Below are 17,534 nucleotides of genomic sequence, written 5' to 3'. Positions count from 1 at the left end.
TTTTTCCCTTTGTGTATACGCAGCCTAGTGCGCTGTAGCAGATGCATCCGCGGATTTGGTTGAAGCAGCAGCCGCAGCTGCAGCTTCCTCTGCCGCTTCGTCCCACTCAATCGGCTCGGGTGTACGCACCAGCGCCTGTTCGAGAACTTCCGAGACATGTTTGACAGGGATGATCTCCAACCCTTCCTTCACGTTGTCCGGGATATCCGCCAGATCCTTTTCGTTCTCTTCCGGGATCAGGACTGTCTTGATACCCCCGCGCAGGGCCGCCAGCAGTTTTTCTTTCAAACCACCAATCGGCATTGCGTTCCCGCGCAGAGAAACCTCACCAGTCATCGCGATATCTTTGCGCACCGGAATGCCAGTCAGTACGGAGACAATCGACGTCACCATCGCAAGACCAGCCGACGGACCATCCTTGGGCGTCGCCCCATCCGGAACGTGGACGTGAATGTCGATCTTGTCGAACTGTGGCGGCTTCACCCCGATTTTGGGCGAGATAGACCGCACGTAAGACGAAGCCGCATCGATGGACTCCTTCATCACATCGCCCAGCTTACCGGTGGTTTTCATCCGCCCTTTGCCCGGCAGTTTCAGCGCCTCGATATGTAGCAGATCGCCCCCAACCGAGGTCCAGGCCAAACCTGTTACAACACCGATCTGATCATCCTGCTCGGCCAGCCCATACCGGAACTTGGGCACACCCAAAAACTCATCCAGATTTTCCGGCGTAACTTCAACGGTTTCCGCCTCTTTCTTGATGATCTTGGTCAGCGATTTCCGCGCCACTTTGGCGATTTCACGTTCAAGGTTCCGAACGCCCGCCTCACGGGTGTAGGTGCGGATGATCGATTGCAGCGCCTCATCTGTCAGTTCAAATTCCTTGGCCTTCAGGCCATGATTTTTGACCTGCTTGCTGATCAGGTGCTGTTTTGCGATCTCGCTCTTTTCCTCTTCGGTGTAACCGGCCAGCGGGATGATCTCCATCCGGTCCAGCAAAGGCCCAGGCATGTTATAGCTGTTCGACGTGGTCAGGAACATCACGTTGGACAGGTCATATTCGACCTCCAAATAGTGGTCCATGAACGTGCTGTTCTGCTCAGGATCGAGCACTTCCAGCATCGCCGAAGCTGGATCGCCACGGAAATCCTGCCCCATCTTGTCGATTTCATCCAACAAGATCAGCGGGTTCGTGGTTTTCGCCTTTTTCAGTGCCTGAATGATCTTGCCGGGCATCGAGCCGATGTAGGTTCGACGGTGACCCCGAATCTCGGATTCGTCGCGCACACCGCCCAGCGAGATGCGAATGAACTCGCGCCCCGTGGCCTTTGCAACCGATTTACCAAGCGAGGTTTTACCGACACCCGGAGGGCCAACAAGGCACAGGATCGGGCCTTTCAGCTTCTTCGAACGCTGCTGGACCGCGAGGTACTCAACAATACGCTCTTTGACTTTCTCCAGCCCATAGTGATCGGCATCCAGAATGTCCTGCGCGCGGCCCAGATCCTTTTTGACGCGGGACTTGGTGCCCCAGGGCAAGGACAGGATCCAATCCAGATAGTTGCGTACGACTGTGGCCTCAGCCGACATCGGGCTCATGTTGCGCAGCTTCTTCAGCTCGCCTTCGGCCTTTTCGCGCGCCTCTTTCGACAGCTTGGTCTCGGCGATTTTCTCTTCCAGCTCGGCAACTTCGTTCGAGCCGTCCTCGCCATCGCCAAGCTCCTTCTGAATGGCCTTCATCTGCTCATTCAGATAATACTCGCGCTGCGTCTTCTCCATCTGGGATTTGACGCGGGTTTTGATCTTTTTCTCGACCTGCAGAACCGACATCTCGCCCTGCATCAGGCCATAGACCTTCTCAAGCCGCGCACTGACGCTAAGGGTTTCCAGAAGTTCCTGCTTTTGCTCCACTTCAATGCCCAGATGACCTGACACAAGGTCAGCCAACTTGGCAGGCTCGGTGGTTTCACCCACGGCTGCCAGCGCCTCTTCGGGGATGTTCTTGCGCACTTTGGCATAGCGCTCGAACTCATCCGCGACAGTGCGCAACAGGGCTTCGGTTGTGGTAACGTCACCAGGGATTTCGGTCAGATATTCAGCGCGGGCTTCAAAAAACTGTTCGTTTTCAAGAAACTCTGTAATCTGCACACGTGCCTGCCCTTCGACCAGCACCTTCACGGTGCCATCGGGCAATTTCAGCAGTTGCAGAACATTGGCCAAAACGCCCGAGCGATAGATACCGTCTACATCGGGATCATCGACACCGGGATCGATCTGGCTGGACAAAAGAATTTGCTTGTCATCCTGCATTACCTCTTCCAGCGCGCGGACCGATTTATCACGGCCTACAAAAAGAGGCACAATCATATGCGGGAACACCACAATGTCGCGCAGCGGCAGGACGGGGTATGAGGAATTCAGAGGCTCTTGCATGCTCTATCCTTATCGTTGGCAAGACGGCGCTTGTCCCTCATCGAGGCAACTTTTGGCCGTCTCCTGTCTTGGACGATAAAGGTGGGGCCTCATCGCCCTTTTTCAACCTTACCGCCGTGTATCGTGTTTCAGCATGAACCGAGGTTTTCGGGACTGCAAGACGTCCAAGGAACATATCCACCGAAATTAACACGACATGCATAGGCAACATGCACTTCAAAGGTCAGAACACCCGCTGTACTGCGCGAGACAAGAAAAACCCGTGACCGTCTTGGTTGCGACATTCCAGACCTTTTGTCGAAGAGCTGCAGGTGAATCCTCCGAACTGACCAGTGACCCCATATTCAGCACGATCATAGCCGTCTTTGTTACGATTCAGCGGCTGGCACAATATCTCTACCGGGCCGGTGTCGAACATCAGAAAATCATGCCCCCAGTCCGATTGACAATTCGCGGGGCGCGGCATCGCTGGTGGGCCGGATTTTTCTATGATCGTGCATTGAATATCCGAGGACGACGCACTTTCCCCGACCGAGCACTGAATGTTTTCGGATGGGGTTTCAAAGGTCCAGACATCTGACATGGCTGGCGTCGCGCAGAAAATTGCTGCGCCGAGAACAAGGCGAAACATAAAATACTCTCCGGGGTCAGAAACTAAAATGGCATTGCTTGAAGTCGGCCCAGGATACCAGAAAGCCGCGCAATAGTCATCCGAAGGGAAAGGTTACAAGGGTTCAATATCGCCTTGCGCACGCTGCGCGTGAAACTCGGCCTGCCAGACGTCAAAGTTTCCCGCAGCAATCGCATCGCGCATGCCCTGCATGATCTCTTGGAAGTAATGCAGGTTGTGCCAGGTCAGCAACATGCCCGAGATCATCTCGTTTGCCCGAAATACATGGTGCAAATAAGCGCGCGAATAGTTCGAACAGGCGGGACATGTGCAATTCTCGTCCAGCGGGCGTGGGTCATCCGCATGGCGCGCATTCTTGATGTTGACCACGCCGCGACGAGTGAACACTTGCCCCGTGCGGCCGGAACGCGATGGCAACACACAGTCCATCATGTCGATCCCACGCGCGACAGCGCCAACGATATCGTCGGGCTTGCCGACACCCATCAAATAACGCGGCTTGTCTTCAGGCAGAAAGTCGGGGGCGTAGTCGAGACAGCCAAACATGGCCTCTTGCCCCTCACCCACGGCCAGCCCGCCTACTGCGTAGCCTTCGAACCCAATGGATTTAAGTGCTTCGGCGCTTTCTTCGCGCAAGTCCTGCTCCAGACCACCTTGCATGATGCCAAACAGTGCATGACCCGGACGATCGCCGAACGCGTCACGCGACCGTTCGGCCCAACGCATCGACAGCCGCATGGACTCGGCGATGCGATCCCGGTCGGCGGGCAGCGCGGGGCATTCGTCAAAACACATCACAATGTCCGAGCGCAACAAGCGCTGAATCTCCATTGACCGCTCGGGCGTCAGTTCGTGTTTTGATCCGTCGATATGAGATTTGAAGGTCACGCCCTTTTCGGTCAGCTTGCGCAGCCCTGCCAAGGACATGACCTGAAACCCGCCCGAGTCGGTCAGAATGGGGCGGTCCCAGTTCATGAACTTGTGCAACCCGCCCAAACGATCAATCCGTTCCGCTGTTGGACGCAGCATCAGGTGATAGGTGTTGCCCAGCAGAATATCCGCCCCGGTGGCACGCACACTTTCGGGCATCATTGCTTTGACGGTCGCGGCTGTGCCCACAGGCATAAAGGCCGGCGTCCGCACCTCTCCGCGCGGCGTGCTGATCACGCCCGTGCGTGCCTTGCCGTCTGTTGCCTTAAGCTCAAATGAGAATTTCTGCGTCATGTCATCGCCTCGGATCGCCGAACCGGGCAGGCTTTGCCCGATCCGTTCCGTCTTTGCAACCCGTCAGGGCAACGAGGCCACGCGGTCCGTGAACAGACGTACAACCCCTGTCCCGTCCACATCGCGGCACACCCGGATCGCGGGTCGTTCAGGATCTGGTTGTGTCGCCCCCATTTGATCGCCTTCGGTGACAACCCGCAGCCCGGTTTCAACCATGTCGAACATGGCTTGATGGGAACACGCAATCACGGCTGTTGAATCGTGCAGGCCGCAGCCTTCCAGCCCCCCGATCTCTTTGTAAAACTTCAGATAGAACCTGGAGATGTCGCACAGAAACGCCCCCATATCGGGTGACTTTTGCGCCAATGCTTCGAAGTCCGCCGTTTCGTACAGCGTCTTCAGCGTCACGTCCAAACCAACAAGAACAGTGTTGGGCGGTGCGGAAAAGACCTCTTCAGCGGCAAGAGCGTCGTGATAAATATTGGCTTCGGCGTGCCGGGTGATGTTGCCCGGGCAATAGACCGCGCCCCCCATGATCACCAGTTCGCGCAGGTTGCCTGCAAATTCCGGGTCCATGCGCATCGCGTTTGCAATATTGGTCAAGGGACCCACGGCGCAGACCACCAGTTCGCCCTTGTGGGCTCGGGCCATCTCAACCAGAAACTCGGCTGCTTGCAACGCGTGGTTCTGTCCGATCTCGGGGATATCGGTCAGATCACCAAAACCTTCGCGGCCGTGAACGTGCTCTGACGGGGCGTGTGTGTCCGCCCCAATCGGCACCGCAGCTCCTTCGGCCACAGGCAAGTCCAACCCCAGCTTGTGAAGTAAAAACCGCGCGTTGCGGCTGGATTGGTGAACATACGTGTTTCCAAACACCGTGGTCAGACCGATCAGGTCAATTTCCGGTGCGGCGGCGGCAAAAGCAATGGCCATGGCATCGTCGATGCCGGGATCAGTGTCGATAATCAGTTTCATCCCCGCCCGATACCGCAAACGTTGTTGGATGCAAAGCCGCCACAGCGGCAAATTTCCAGACCACTTTCATACGTTCAGGCATTTGCATACCGGCCCGTTCCACTCATACCAGAGTTGAAATTGGGCGACTCAATCCCAATATGTATACCATAGTACACAAAAATAAGAGGACAGAATGACCGAAGATCAAATCATCGGATTGATTTCGTCAAACATTGTTTTGCTGCTGGCCGCTGTGCTGGTGATTGTTGTTATTCTCAAAGGCATCAAGATTGTGCCGCAGTCTGAGAAATACGTGGTTGAGCGGTTTGGCCGCCTGCATTCGGTGCTTGGCCCCGGCATTAACTTCATCGTTCCGTTTCTGGATGTTGCACGCCACAAAATCTCGATCCTTGAACGCCAATTGCCGAATGCGACGCAGGACGCGATTACCAAGGACAATGTGCTGGTGCAGATCGACACCTCGGTCTTCTATCGCATTCTTGAGCCGGAAAAGACGGTTTACCGCATCCGGGACGTAGACGGCGCGATTGCAACCACTGTAGCCGGGATCGTGCGCGCCGAAATCGGCAAGATGGATCTGGACGAGGTACAATCGAACCGCGCGCAGTTGATCACACGCATTCAGGAAAGCGTCGAAACCGCCGTTGACGATTGGGGTATCGAAGTCACCCGCGCTGAAATTCTGGATGTAAATCTGGATCAGGCCACGCGTGATGCCATGCTGCAGCAGTTGAACGCGGAACGTGCCCGCCGCGCGCAAGTGACCGAGGCCGAGGGTCAGAAACGCGCTGTGGAACTGCACGCTGATGCCGAACTTTATGCCGCTGAACAAACCGCCAAGGCCCGCCGCATTCAGGCCGAAGCCGAAGCCTATGCTACGGGCGTGGTCGCCAAGGCCATTCAGGACAACGGGATCGAGGCCGCGCAATATCAGGTTGCTTTGAAACAGGTTGAAGCCCTTAATGCTTTGGGCAACGGTTCTGGCAAGCAAACCATAGTTGTGCCCGCAAACGCGCTTGAAGCATTTGGAGATGCGTTCAAAATGCTGAAGGGAGGAAAATGATGGCTGATCCCTTTTGGCTGACTTGGTGGATCTGGCTGGCCGCCGCGCTGGCGCTGGGGATTCTCGAGATTGTTCTGCCAGGGTTTATCTTTCTTGGCTTCGCCATTGGCGCAGCGATTACGGGTCTTGTTCTCGTGATTCCGGGCCTGACAATGTCACTGCATGTCCTCGCGCTGGTCTTTGCAGTGCTGTCGTTGATCGCATGGCTTGTCTTGCGCAAACTCTTTGCGCTGCCGCATGGTCAGGTCAAAACCTTCAAGCATGATATTAATGACTGAATCGCGATGGCGCTCGTCTGAGCGCCACGCCACCACTGGACGCTGTTGCGGCTATTCCCTATATAATCAGTCAGGCAACTGACCCGAGGCAAAGATGACTCACCCGAGCGAACAGTTTGAAGGCACACCGCTGATTGCGCCGTCAACAATTGAACACCCATTGTACGACGCCGTGGTCGAAGCGTGCCGCACGGTTTACGACCCGGAAATCCCGGTCAACATCTATGACCTCGGCTTGATCTACACGATTGATATTACTGCGGATAACGCAGTTAAGGTGATCATGACCCTGACCGCGCCCGGCTGTCCCGTCGCCGGTGACATGCCCGGCTGGATCGTGGAAGCAATCGAACCGGTCGCGGGCGTCAAAGAAGTTGACGTTGAACTGACCTGGGAACCGCCCTGGGGCATGGAGATGATGTCAGACGAAGCGCGACTGGAACTAGGCTTTATGTAAACCAATAGCCCTGCGCTTTGCCTGTTTGCCCGAATGCAAATCAATTTAGATTGCAGGTTTCTTTGATTTCTGCCGCCCGGTCGCTCAGAGCTTTGACATAGTCGCCAGACAGCATTTGCAAGTGTTTGTGCTCGGTTCCCGTGACCAGACCCAGCAAAGCCCCTGCAGGAGTCAGCGAGGCAACGCTTTCCAATTGCTTGTCTTCGGCATGTTTCTTTTCCGCCTCAATCGCGCGCAGATCGCCCTCGGCTGTTGCACAGTTGACCGGATGCCTTTCAGCGTCCGTGGCGGCTGATGCATCCCCGGATGGGAAACCGGCAACCGCCAGAGCAAAGATCGATCCTTGCAGAACAGGTTTAGAAACGCTCAATAACTTATTCATAACAATATCCTTTCCATCCCAAAATGTTCTCTCCCAACACTGCAATCTGCGTGTTCAGACACAGCTAAACCCGCTTTCTGGCGCGATGCAAGGTTGCACGGCGTCAACCTTGCATCGCAATATGAGCGTTCTTGCGTAAATCTTTAACCCGGTCGATCTTGAGCCTGCGACCATTGAGCCCTAAATTGGGTATGACGCGCGACAACGGAGACTTACATGTTCGGCATCCCCGGCAAACAGGCTGTGACCATGACGCCTAAAGCCGCAGAGCAGATCACCCGCCTGATGAATTCAGGCGGTCACGCTGGCCTGCGCATTGGCGTCAAGAAAGGCGGCTGTGCAGGCATGGAATATACCATGGAATATGTGGATCAGGCAGATCCGCATGACGAGGTTGTCGAACAAGATGGTGCACGGGTGATGATCGCACCGATGGCGCAAATGTTCCTGTTCGGAACCGAGATCGACTACGAAGTGTCGCTGCTGGAATCAGGGTTCAAGTTCAAGAACCCGAATGTTGTTGATTCCTGCGGCTGCGGTGAATCGATCAAGTTCGACGAAACCATCGCTCAGCAAAGCTAAATCATCGGTCGAGGCACCAGTCCCTGTCAGGTCTGCAAGCGGAATTGTAAGATTGCGCAGACAATGCTATCCGCATCCTTAAATCATCGAATGATCAGGGAGATACGGGTATGCGGCGGAAGCTGGCGGCTGGAAACTGGAAGATGAACGGAACCGGCGCGGCGCTGAGTGAGCTTGAAACGCTGTCACAAAGCCATCCCGAAGCCTCAGTCGATATTCTGATCTGCCCTCCCGCCACCTTGCTCAGCCGCGCCACCGATACTGTGGCGGGCTCGGCGATAACTGTTGGTGGGCAGGATTGTCACGCGGAGCATTCCGGGGCGCATACGGGCGACATCAGCGCAGATATGCTGCTGGATGCCGGTGCGACTTCGGTCATTCTGGGCCATTCAGAACGTCGTGTGGATCACGGAGAGCATGACGAGGACGTACGCGCCAAAGCCCGCGCGGCGATGGACGCGGGCCTAAAAGCGGTCATTTGCGTCGGTGAAAGTCTGGAACAGCGTGAGGCGGCCAACACGCTCGATATTATCGGCGGTCAGATGTCCGGCTCGATCCCGGATCAATCAACAGGTGAAAACCTGATCGTCGCATACGAGCCGATCTGGGCGATTGGAACTGGCAAGGTTCCCACCCTGGAAGAGATCGGCGAGGTTCACGACTTCATGCGCGCCCGGCTGGAACGTCGTTTTGGCGAAGGCGTGGGCCGGTCAGTGCGACTGCTTTACGGCGGGTCCGTCAAACCCAGCAATGCGGCCGATATCTTTGCGGTCTCGAATGTGGATGGCGCTTTGGTCGGTGGGGCCAGTCTGAAGGCTACGGATTTCTCGGGCATTATTCAGGCGCTGGAAAGCATCTGACCCCGGTCGTTATTCGGCAATATCTTCGGCCCAAAGCTCTGGTTTTTCTTCGATAAATCGTTGCATCAGCGCGATGCAGTCGGGGTCGTTGGCTATAACCACTTCGACCCCGCGCTCGCGCAGGAAGTCTTCGTTGCCTCCGAAGTTCTGCGTGTCACCGATCACGACGCGCGGAATACCGAATTGAACGATGGTGCCCGAACACATCATGCAGGGCGACAGCGACGTATACAGCACCGTGTCGCGATAGGTTTTCTGCCGCCCGGCCTTGCGTAACGCGTCCATCTCGCCATGGGCAATCGGATCACCGCCCTGAACTCTCTGATTCCGTCCGCGCGCCACAACCTCGCCCCCACGGGCCAGGACCGAACCGATGGGACAGCCGCCCTCATCATACCCGACTTTCGCCTCATCAAAGGCGATGCGCAGCAGGCGGCTGTCGGTCTCGGTCAACATAGGAATGATCCTTGGTTGGGGCGTGTACCGGCAGCCTGCCCAATGACGCCCCGACCGTCAACGGATCAGGCCAGCTTCATGGTAATAATTCCGGCAATGATCAGCAGCGCCGCCAGAACCCGCAGCGGCGTCACCGCCTCGCCCAGCAGGGCAATCCCCACCACAAAAGCCCCCACTGCGCCGATGCCAACCCAAATCGTATAGGCCGTGCTCAGCGGCAGTTCACGCATCGCCAGCGCCAGCAGGCCGAAAGACCCGATCATGGACACTCCCATAATCGCGGTCGGCAAAAGCCGCGTGAACCCGGCGGATTGCTTCATCGCACCCGCCCAGACAACTTCAAGAATTCCGGCAATAAGCAGCATGATCCATGCCATTAGATGACCTTTTGTCAAAGCGGGTCGTCCCGCATGATCTACCCGTGTTGGGGAGGTCGTCCTCTGTCCGTTAGATAAGCACCCGCACGGGTGTTTCAAGGCATGAAAAGGCCGGGCAGTCGCAACCGCCCGGCGATACGGGTCAGGCCCACTAGTTTGTGATGATTTCCGGCCCCATGAAGGTGTTGGGCAGGAAGGTCGATATCCACGGTATGTACGTCACCATGATCAGGAAGACGAACAGGACCGCCAGGAACGGCAGCGCCGCCTTCACAACGCTCATCATCGGCATCCCGGCCACGCCAGAGGTCACGAACAAGTTCAGCCCGACCGGAGGCGTGATCATCCCTATCTCCATGTTCACCACCATGATGATGCCCAGGTGGATAGGATCGATGCCCAGCTCGATGGCGATCGGGAACACCAGCGGCGCCACGATGACCAGCAGTCCCGAGGGTTCCATGAATTGACCGCCGATCAGCAAGATCACGTTGACCACGATCAGGAAAGTGACCGGCCCAAGACCCGCTGACAGCATGGCACTTGCGATATGCTGGGGCACCTGCTCATCCGTCAGCACGTGTTTCAGGATCAGCGCGTTGGCAATTACGAACAGCAGCGTGACCGTCAGCTTGCCCGCCTCGAACAGCGTGTGCTTCGTGTCCGAGTGGAAGAAAGCCGTCACCAGCGCATATGGCTTCTTCAGCAATGAAAGGTTCGATTGACCTTCTTCTGTGCTGAGCGGCCCCATGTCTTTGTAGACAAAGCTGGCGATAAAGAACGCGTAGACAGCGGCAACAGCAGCGGCTTCAGTCGGGGTAAAGATACCCCCGTAGATGCCGCCCAGAATGATGACGATCAGGAACAGGCCCCAACCGGCTTCGCGGGCCGAGATAAAGACCTCTCCCCAGCCTTTCCATTCACCTTTGGGCAGGTTCTTGACCTTGGCCATGACGTAAATTGTGATCATCAGCATCAGACCCGCCATCAGGCCCGGAATGACACCCGCCAGGAACATGCGCCCAACCGAAACCTCGACGGCAGCGGCATAGACAACCATCACGATGGATGGTGGGATCAGAATGCCAAGTGTACCCGCGTTACAGATCACACCAGCAGCAAATTCCTTGGAATAGCCCACCTGCCGCATCCCGGCGATGACGATCGAACCGATGGCCACAACGGTTGCCGGGGACGAACCCGAAAGTGCGGCAAACAGCATACAGGCAAACACGCCTGCAATCGCCAGACCACCGGGCAAGTGCCCAACACAGGCAATCGAGAACCGGATGATCCGCCGCGCCACGCCGCCCGTTGTCATGAAGGACGAAGCCAGAATGAAGAACGGGATCGCAAGAAGGGTAAAGTGCCCCTCGAACGCCTCGAACAAAGTTCCCGCGACCGAGGCCAAAGAACTGTCGGAATAAATCAGCAGGAACAGGGTCGAGCTGAGGCCAAGCGCAACCGCAATCGGAACCCCGATCAGCAGCAGGCCGATGACCATCGAGAAAAGAAGAATGACGTCCATCAGTTATGCTCTCCTTGCTGAGCGCGGACTTCTTCGATCTCGTCCTCGACTTCGTGGCTGGCGACAAGGCGATCCGTCTCACCACGCCAAATTTGAACTGCGACCTGCGCAAAACGGATGACCAGCAGCAACATCGACAAAGGCAGGATGAAATACGGGACAACCTTGGGCAGTTTTTCGTAATACTCGCCGTAGTTGATCAGGTCCTCAAGGAACCTCAAAGGCGCGACCATCGGAATGTCGTCGACCTCATAAAAACTCTGGCTGCGGGCGTCGAAATTGAACCCGGTCGGGAACCAGCGCCCGGATGTGGGCGGCAAATCGGCAAAGACGGCCCAATAGTCGTAGGCCCCTTTCAGCATCAGCAAAGAAAACACCAGGCAGCAGCCCACTGCAATCAGCGCCAGAATGCGTCGTGGTGCTGGCGACAGCATGTTCAGAATAGCGTCCACACCCAAATGCGCATGTTTCTTCACCGCATAAGACGCACCCAGCAGCACCAGCCAGCCAAAGGTGAACACCGTCAGTTCAAGCGCCCAGAGGATATTGGAATTAAATACAAACCGCGCAATCACGTTGGCAAAGGTTACGACCGTCATCAGGCCCAACAGCAACGCAATCAGGGTTTCTTCGATATGGTCGACCAGCCCGCCTTGGCCGGATTTCGCACCAGACATCTATCTGTCCCCGCATTTTTTGATGATGAGAGAGTGTGTGTGGGCGGGCTTTGTCAGCCCGCCCGGCCTACGCGTCGAATACTCCCCAGTCCCCGGACGCGTGGCCTCGATCCGGTTTAGAAACCGGCGTTGATGGCCTGTGCCGCGTCGATCTTGTCCTGACCAACGTCACCTGCGAACTGATCCCAGACAGGCTTCATCGCATCAACCCACGCCTGACGCTGTTCAGGTGTCAGTTCACGAATGATACCACCCGCGTCAGTGATCGAGGCTTTGGCCGCTTCGTTCACTGCAAAGGCTTCTTTGTTCCGGGTCTCGGTCACTTCGGCCAGAATGGTCGTGAACTGATCACGCACTTCCGGGTCCAGGCTGTCCAGCCAGTCAACCGAGGTCACAACCAGATAGTCGATGATACCGTGATTGGTCTCGGTGATGCCGTCCTGAACCTCAAAGAACTTCTTGCCGTAGATGTTCGACCAGGTGTTTTCTTGCCCGTCCACAACACCCTGCTGCAGCGCACCGTAAACTTCCGAGAACGCCATTTTCTGTGGGCTGCCACCGATCGCTTCCATCTGCGCAACCAACACGTCCGAGGACTGCACGCGGAACTTCAGGCCGTTTGCGTCTGACGGATCTTCCAGCGGCTTGTTGGCCGACATCTGCTTCATGCCATTGTGCCAGAAGGCCAGACCCTGCAGGCCACGGCGCTGCATGCTGTCTTTCATTGCCTGACCATCGGCCGACGCCTGGAATGCGTCTACGGCATCAATGTTTTTGAACATGAATGGCAGGTCGAACAGGCGGAACTGCTTGGTGAATTTCTCGAACTTGGACAAGGACGGCGCGGCCAGTTGAACGTCGCCTTGCAGCATCGCCTCAAGCACCTTGTCGTCGTTATAGAGGGTCGAGTTCGGATAGACCTCCATGCACATCACGCCGTTCATCTCGTCATTGACGCGCTGTTCCAGCAGCGAGGCCGCGATGCCTTTGGGGTGTTTATCGGTGTTCGTCACATGCGCGAACTTCACAACAATCTCACCGTCGTCACAGGCCGCCATCCCCGCAGTTGCGGTGACCGTCAGCGCCAGAGCCGTTGCGGCTGTTGTCAAAATCTTCATCTGTTTTCCTCCCAGACTTCCTAGAAACAAGCGTTCAGCGCCGGGTTGGCGCCGTATGGCGTGCAGTGAACCGACTCAGCCGCAACCACACAACATTTCCGTCTGACAGTCAGATGAGGGCATTTATTCATGTAATTTCATTGTGTTACATCAAACCAAACACAACGCCAAGAATCACCTTTTCTTCGACGTGCGAAAATCCGCACACATGAAAAAGCCACTTGTGCGGATTTCCGCACAATTTCCGAATCATCCATGCGAATCAATATGGAGGTTGCGTTTGTCGGCTGAATTACCTGCGGTAATCCTCTGGCCGGATTTGGTAGCGCGCCAGCTTGTCATAAAAGGTCTTTCGCGGAAGCTTCAGCGCCTTTGCCGCATCAGACGCTTTTCCATTGTGCCGCCCCAACGCCGCGATCAGCAACGATCGTTCAACACGCGCCATTTGTTCACTGAGGCCCAGATCTGTGGCCTGTGCGACCTCTTCCGGCATCCCCAGAACAAAGCGCATCGCGGCGGACATGAGCGACCGCGCGTTCCCGGGCCAATCGTTGGCCATCAACGCTGCCAGATGTTCCGATGAGATTTCAGGAACCGGGATCCCTGCCTGCTCAGCTGCCTGAGCCACGTAGTGACGAAAGATAACGGGAATATCGTCTGGCCGCTCTGCCAAAGATGGAATCCGAACGCGCATCACGTCCAGCCGATAGAAAAGATCGGCATTGAAACGGCCTTCGGCACTTAAGGCAGACAGATCAGCGGTGGTGCCAGCAATGATCCGACCACCCGGCCCTTGTTCGATCAGTTCAAGCGCCGCAAATTGCGTGGCCTGCGGCATGGCCGAAACCTCGTCAAGAAACAGCGACCCACCCGCTGCATCCTCACAACTGCGGGCCAGATCTTCGGCGCTGAGCGTCGAGGCCGGTCTTTTCACAAACGGTCCCTGCCCCACAGATGACATCAGGTGCACAACCTCGGCCACTTTTGAGATGCCACTGCCAGGAGGGCCAGTCACCAGAACTTCGGCCTGTGTGAGTGCAACGGCGCGAACCCTTTCGCGCAACGCCTCGGCCTGCGGCGACAGGCCAAACAGCAATCGTGCGGCCGGGTCACCGCGTTCCAGTTCGGATCTCATTGCCCTCTGCTCGATAACCTCGGCTCGGGCTGCGAATGCACGCTCCAGCACATCTAGCAGATCGGAAGCGGCACAGGGTTTTTCCAGAAAATCGAACGCGCCCTTACCCATTGCATCAACAGCCATGGGAATATCCCCTTCACCGGTCAGAAGAATGACGGGAAGATCGGGATCGACCTCTCTTGCGTAAGTCAACAGATGAAACCCATCCCGACCCGGCATTCGGATGTCCGAAATGATGACACCGGGAAAGTCCGCTCGGATATGATCCTTGGCCGCGACAAAAGAGCCTGCCGTAGTTGGTTGAACATCCGCCAGCTCAAGCGTTTGTGCCAAAGCCTCGCGCACGGCTGCATCATCGTCGACCAAAAGAACTTTCCGGGTCATGCCGCCTCGTCTTCCCGATAGTATTCCAGTTCCACAGTAAACATCGCACCTGTCGGCGCGTTGGTCCCGCGAATGTTTCCGCCAAAACTCTGAACCAGCCCGTAAGAAATCGAAAGCCCCAGCCCCATACCTTCGGACGAGCCTACGGCCTTGGTGGTGTAGAACGGTTCAAACAGCTTTTCCGTGTTCTCGATGCCTGGGCCGATGTCACGCACAGTGACCGAAAGCCTCTCGCCATTATTGATCACTATTTGAATAAGGCGTTCATCCTGCTGGCTCATCGCATCTGCGGCGTTGTTGATCAGGTTCACAAAGACCTGCACAAGCCTTACCTCACCACCCCAAGCGTAAACAGGCGCGTTTGGCGGTTGCCAATCCATGGCCACGTTTTCCGTGTTCAGCCTGGCTTCGGTCAGTTCAACGGCCGTATTCAGAACCTGCACCAAATCCACGCGCCCCATCGGTTCGCTTTCGTTGCGGGCAAAGGCCCTCAGGTTCTTGATGATCCGCGCCATGCGCGCAGCCATCTCAGAAATGCGGCCCAAGTTCTCGCCCGCTTTCTCGGGTTTTCCACGTTCCACGAACGCTGTGCCATTATCAGCAAACTGTTGGATCGCCATCAAGGGCTGGTTCAGCTCGTGGCTGATCCCTGCTGACATCTGCCCAAGCGCGCTGAGCTTTCCGGCCTGGACCAAATCCGCCTGTGCGCGCCGCAGCGCCGCTTCGGCTTCCTGTCGTTCCGCGACCTCTTTTTGCAAGCTGTCGTTTGCAACCGTCAGGTCGAGGGTCCGTTTGGCGACTCGACTTTCCAGAACCGCATTGGCTTCTGCCAGCGTCCGCCGCCGTTCCATCGCAAGAAAAAGCATTGCACCAAATGCCAAACAGATTGCTGCGACTGCGGCTGCCTGAAGTCGCGCAAGTTGCAGGGCTGGGGCCACGTCCACCAATACCTCGGCAGTCATATCGATGACCGGCAATTCGAGGGTAAGGTGCAAAGCATCGCGCGGAAGATAGCGCCCCCAGTTCAATTTCCACAGCTCATGCCCACCGACGCGCGTCGAAGCAAAGTCGACCGCCGCGCCATTGGGCGGTGTTAGTCCTGCCTCTCCTTCCTCGCGAGACCAAAACAGCAGGTCCGACCTGTTCGAGATGAACACAACACCTTCTGCATCAACAAAGAAAACCGCCTCGGTACTGCCACGCCACGTCTGCTCTACATCCTGAACATCGGCAACAACCATCAGTACACCTGTGATCTGACCAAATGGGCCGAAAGCAGGCGCAGCGTAAGAGTAGATCCGATCATCTCCGACAGGCGTAACCTCATGCGCACTGCCCAAGGCCCCCTGCATTGCACGACGGAAAGCGGGGTGTTCGGCCATGTCGGGCTGAGACACAGGCTGCGCTGAAACCAATACCTGCCCTTTTTGGTCCAAGTACATCATGTTGACTGCCGCTGTCTTGTCGGCAACGTCCAGCAACATTGCCTGAGCTTGTCGCTTGTCGGCTTGTTGATCTAATTCTTGCAGAATCGGATGGGTCGCCATCAGCACTGCAAGCTCTTGATACACTTGCATTTGCGTGCTCAGCCGGTCGGCCGCCAGTTCAAGATCAGCTTCGGCCTTTTCACTCAGTTGAGACAGCGCCTGACGGTAGCCATAAGACCAGACGAATCCGGACAGTACCCCGACGGCAATCAGAAAACCGGCTATGAACCAAACCCTGTGCATGTACAGGGTCTTGCATTCAACGCGGCGCGTGGCAAGTGTGCGTCGCATGAAGTCGCTCTCACAATCCCCGACAGAACCTGGTTTCGTCCAGAACCCCTATCCGTTTTACGACACAGCCCGACAAGCCGGAGATCTGTTCTATTGGACCGATTACAGCATGGTTGCCGCTGTGTCCTGCCAGGCCGTCCGCACCTTGCTGAAGGATCGCCGGTTCGGGCGCGAAGTTCCGCCCGAGCACGCAACACAAGGCCCTGCACATCTGGCCCCATGGTTGTCGGTCGAAGCCCATTCGCTGCTTGAAGCCGAGCCACCACGGCACACGCGTCTGCGGGCGTTGGTCATGCGGGCCTTCACGTCACGGGCGATTTCCGCACTGCAGCCTTCGATTGAAACCCTTTGTCATGATCTGATCCGGGATTTCCCACAAGAGCCGTTTGACCTTTTGCATGCCTATTGCACTCAGGTCCCCGTGATTACGATCTGTCGTCTGCTGGGAGTACCCGAAGACATGGCACCGGACTTGCTGCGCTGGTCGCACGACATGGTGGCAATGTACCAAGCCAATCGAACGCGGGACACCGAAGACAAGGCAGCACAATCGGCGCAGGAATTCACAACGTTTCTAGAAGACTACATCGACCAGAGGCGGCGTGACCCGCGTGACGATCTGATTACACGATTGATCGCTGCAGAAGAGGAAGGCGAGAAACTTTCCCGAGAGGAGTTGGTCGCGACCTGTATTCTGCTGTTGAATGCCGGTCATGAAGCGACGGTGCATTCCCTGGGGAATGGGGTCAAAACCTTACTGGAAACGCAAACAGACCCAAGCGTCTTACGACCAGACAAGATTGACTCAACCATCGAAGAAATCCTGCGTTATGACCCGCCCCTGCATATGTTTACGCGCTATGCCTACGAGGATGTCGATATTTTTGGGCATAGATTCAAACGCGGCGATCAGGTTGCTTTGTTGCTGGGGGCCGCGAACCACGACCCCGCTGTCTGGCAAGAACCGAACGCTTTCCGCCCCACGCGGTCTATCGATGTGAACACCAGCTTTGGTGGCGGGATCCACTTCTGCGTTGGTGCACCTTTGGCACGGTTGGAAATGCGTATCGCGCTTCCAATCCTGTTCGATGCCTGTCCAGACCTACGGCTGGCCGCGCCCCCGACTTATTCGGACAGTTATCATTTCCATGGCTTGGAGCAGGTTCTGGTACAAATCTGAAGTCGCGTTT

At 56.4% G+C, this 17,534-nt stretch carries 18 protein-coding genes; 6 read left to right on the top strand and 12 right to left on the bottom strand.

Annotation, left to right across the window (positions count from 1 at the left end):
- Positions 1-24 precede the first annotated feature (24 nt).
- The 4 genes from lon to GS636_RS00930 form a co-directional block, all read right to left on the bottom strand.
- Complete coding sequence (lon, locus tag GS636_RS00945) at positions 25-2,433, bottom strand: endopeptidase La (RefSeq protein ID WP_171668141.1); 2,409 nt, start codon at positions 2,431-2,433, stop codon at positions 25-27.
- A gap of 223 nt (positions 2,434-2,656) precedes the next feature.
- Positions 2,657-3,064 carry a DUF6636 domain-containing protein gene (locus GS636_RS00940; RefSeq protein ID WP_171668140.1) on the bottom strand — a complete coding sequence of 136 codons (408 nt, stop codon included), beginning with the start codon at positions 3,062-3,064 and terminating at the stop codon, positions 2,657-2,659.
- Between the two features lie 93 nt (positions 3,065-3,157).
- Positions 3,158-4,288 carry a tRNA guanosine(34) transglycosylase Tgt gene (gene tgt, locus GS636_RS00935; RefSeq protein WP_171668139.1) on the bottom strand — a complete coding sequence of 377 codons (1,131 nt, stop codon included), beginning with the start codon at positions 4,286-4,288 and terminating at the stop codon, positions 3,158-3,160.
- Positions 4,289-4,351: 63 nt separating this feature from the next.
- Positions 4,352-5,263, bottom strand: coding sequence for a nucleoside hydrolase (locus GS636_RS00930; protein WP_171668138.1), 912 nt, complete (start codon positions 5,261-5,263; stop codon positions 4,352-4,354).
- A gap of 175 nt (positions 5,264-5,438) precedes the next feature.
- Between GS636_RS00930 and GS636_RS00925 the strand changes: the two genes are divergently transcribed.
- From GS636_RS00925 to GS636_RS00915, 3 genes are all read left to right on the top strand, one after another.
- Positions 5,439-6,329 (top strand): SPFH domain-containing protein, encoded by an 891-nt coding sequence (locus GS636_RS00925; RefSeq protein ID WP_171668137.1) that lies wholly within the window; start codon positions 5,439-5,441, stop codon positions 6,327-6,329.
- Entirely contained in the window at positions 6,329-6,607 is a 279-nt protein-coding gene (locus GS636_RS00920; protein ID WP_171089761.1) for an NfeD family protein, read from the top strand. Before GS636_RS00925 ends, GS636_RS00920 begins: the two co-directional genes overlap by 1 nt.
- A gap of 94 nt (positions 6,608-6,701) precedes the next feature.
- Positions 6,702-7,064: an SUF system Fe-S cluster assembly protein gene (locus GS636_RS00915; protein WP_171174302.1), complete on the top strand. Its 363-nt coding sequence runs from the start codon at positions 6,702-6,704 to the stop codon at positions 7,062-7,064.
- 40 nt (positions 7,065-7,104) lie between these two features.
- Here the strand turns inward: GS636_RS00915 and GS636_RS00910 are convergent, their stop codons facing one another.
- The gene (locus GS636_RS00910; RefSeq protein ID WP_171182994.1) at positions 7,105-7,446 is read right to left on the bottom strand and encodes a hypothetical protein; all 342 of its coding nucleotides are present in this window, start codon (positions 7,444-7,446) and stop codon (positions 7,105-7,107) included.
- Positions 7,447-7,662: 216 nt separating this feature from the next.
- Between GS636_RS00910 and GS636_RS00905 the strand changes: the two genes are divergently transcribed.
- Together GS636_RS00905 and tpiA are read left to right on the top strand one after the other, a co-directional pair.
- Positions 7,663-8,028: an iron-sulfur cluster assembly accessory protein gene (locus GS636_RS00905; protein WP_171089755.1), complete on the top strand. Its 366-nt coding sequence runs from the start codon at positions 7,663-7,665 to the stop codon at positions 8,026-8,028.
- A gap of 110 nt (positions 8,029-8,138) precedes the next feature.
- Positions 8,139-8,888 carry a triose-phosphate isomerase gene (gene tpiA, locus GS636_RS00900; protein ID WP_171089753.1) on the top strand — a complete coding sequence of 250 codons (750 nt, stop codon included), beginning with the start codon at positions 8,139-8,141 and terminating at the stop codon, positions 8,886-8,888.
- Between the two features lie 9 nt (positions 8,889-8,897).
- Here tpiA and GS636_RS00895 read toward each other — a convergent pair whose 3' ends face one another.
- The 7 genes from GS636_RS00895 to GS636_RS00865 form a co-directional block, all read right to left on the bottom strand.
- Positions 8,898-9,344, bottom strand: coding sequence for a nucleoside deaminase (locus tag GS636_RS00895; protein WP_171089751.1), 447 nt, complete (start codon positions 9,342-9,344; stop codon positions 8,898-8,900).
- A 65-nt stretch (positions 9,345-9,409) separates the two neighbouring features.
- Positions 9,410-9,721 (bottom strand): multidrug efflux SMR transporter, encoded by a 312-nt coding sequence (locus tag GS636_RS00890; RefSeq protein WP_171668136.1) that lies wholly within the window; start codon positions 9,719-9,721, stop codon positions 9,410-9,412.
- A 151-nt stretch (positions 9,722-9,872) separates the two neighbouring features.
- Positions 9,873-11,249: a TRAP transporter large permease gene (locus GS636_RS00885; RefSeq protein WP_171668135.1), complete on the bottom strand. Its 1,377-nt coding sequence runs from the start codon at positions 11,247-11,249 to the stop codon at positions 9,873-9,875.
- Positions 11,249-11,926 (bottom strand): TRAP transporter small permease, encoded by a 678-nt coding sequence (locus tag GS636_RS00880; protein WP_171089745.1) that lies wholly within the window; start codon positions 11,924-11,926, stop codon positions 11,249-11,251. The genes GS636_RS00885 and GS636_RS00880 overlap by 1 nt, the downstream gene beginning before the upstream one ends.
- Positions 11,927-12,042: 116 nt before the next feature.
- Positions 12,043-13,044 carry a DctP family TRAP transporter solute-binding subunit gene (locus GS636_RS00875; RefSeq protein WP_171089743.1) on the bottom strand — a complete coding sequence of 334 codons (1,002 nt, stop codon included), beginning with the start codon at positions 13,042-13,044 and terminating at the stop codon, positions 12,043-12,045.
- A gap of 292 nt (positions 13,045-13,336) precedes the next feature.
- On the bottom strand, positions 13,337-14,566 hold the full coding sequence (locus GS636_RS00870) for a sigma-54 dependent transcriptional regulator (protein WP_171668134.1): 1,230 nt from the start codon (positions 14,564-14,566) through the stop codon (positions 13,337-13,339).
- A complete protein-coding gene (locus GS636_RS00865; protein WP_171668133.1) occupies positions 14,563-16,344 on the bottom strand; it encodes an ATP-binding protein in 1,782 nt (593 codons plus the stop codon). Before GS636_RS00865 ends, GS636_RS00870 begins: the two co-directional genes overlap by 4 nt.
- Here GS636_RS00865 and GS636_RS00860 point away from each other — a divergent pair.
- Complete coding sequence (locus GS636_RS00860) at positions 16,343-17,524, top strand: cytochrome P450 (protein WP_171668132.1); 1,182 nt, start codon at positions 16,343-16,345, stop codon at positions 17,522-17,524. The genes GS636_RS00865 and GS636_RS00860 overlap by 2 nt on opposite strands.
- Positions 17,525-17,534: the final 10 nt, after the last annotated feature.

The sequence above is a fragment of the Ruegeria sp. HKCCD4884 genome (assembly GCF_013110855.1).
Taxonomy (GTDB): Bacteria; Pseudomonadota; Alphaproteobacteria; order Rhodobacterales; family Rhodobacteraceae; genus Ruegeria.
This window is presented reverse-complemented; position numbering and strand designations above follow the sequence as displayed.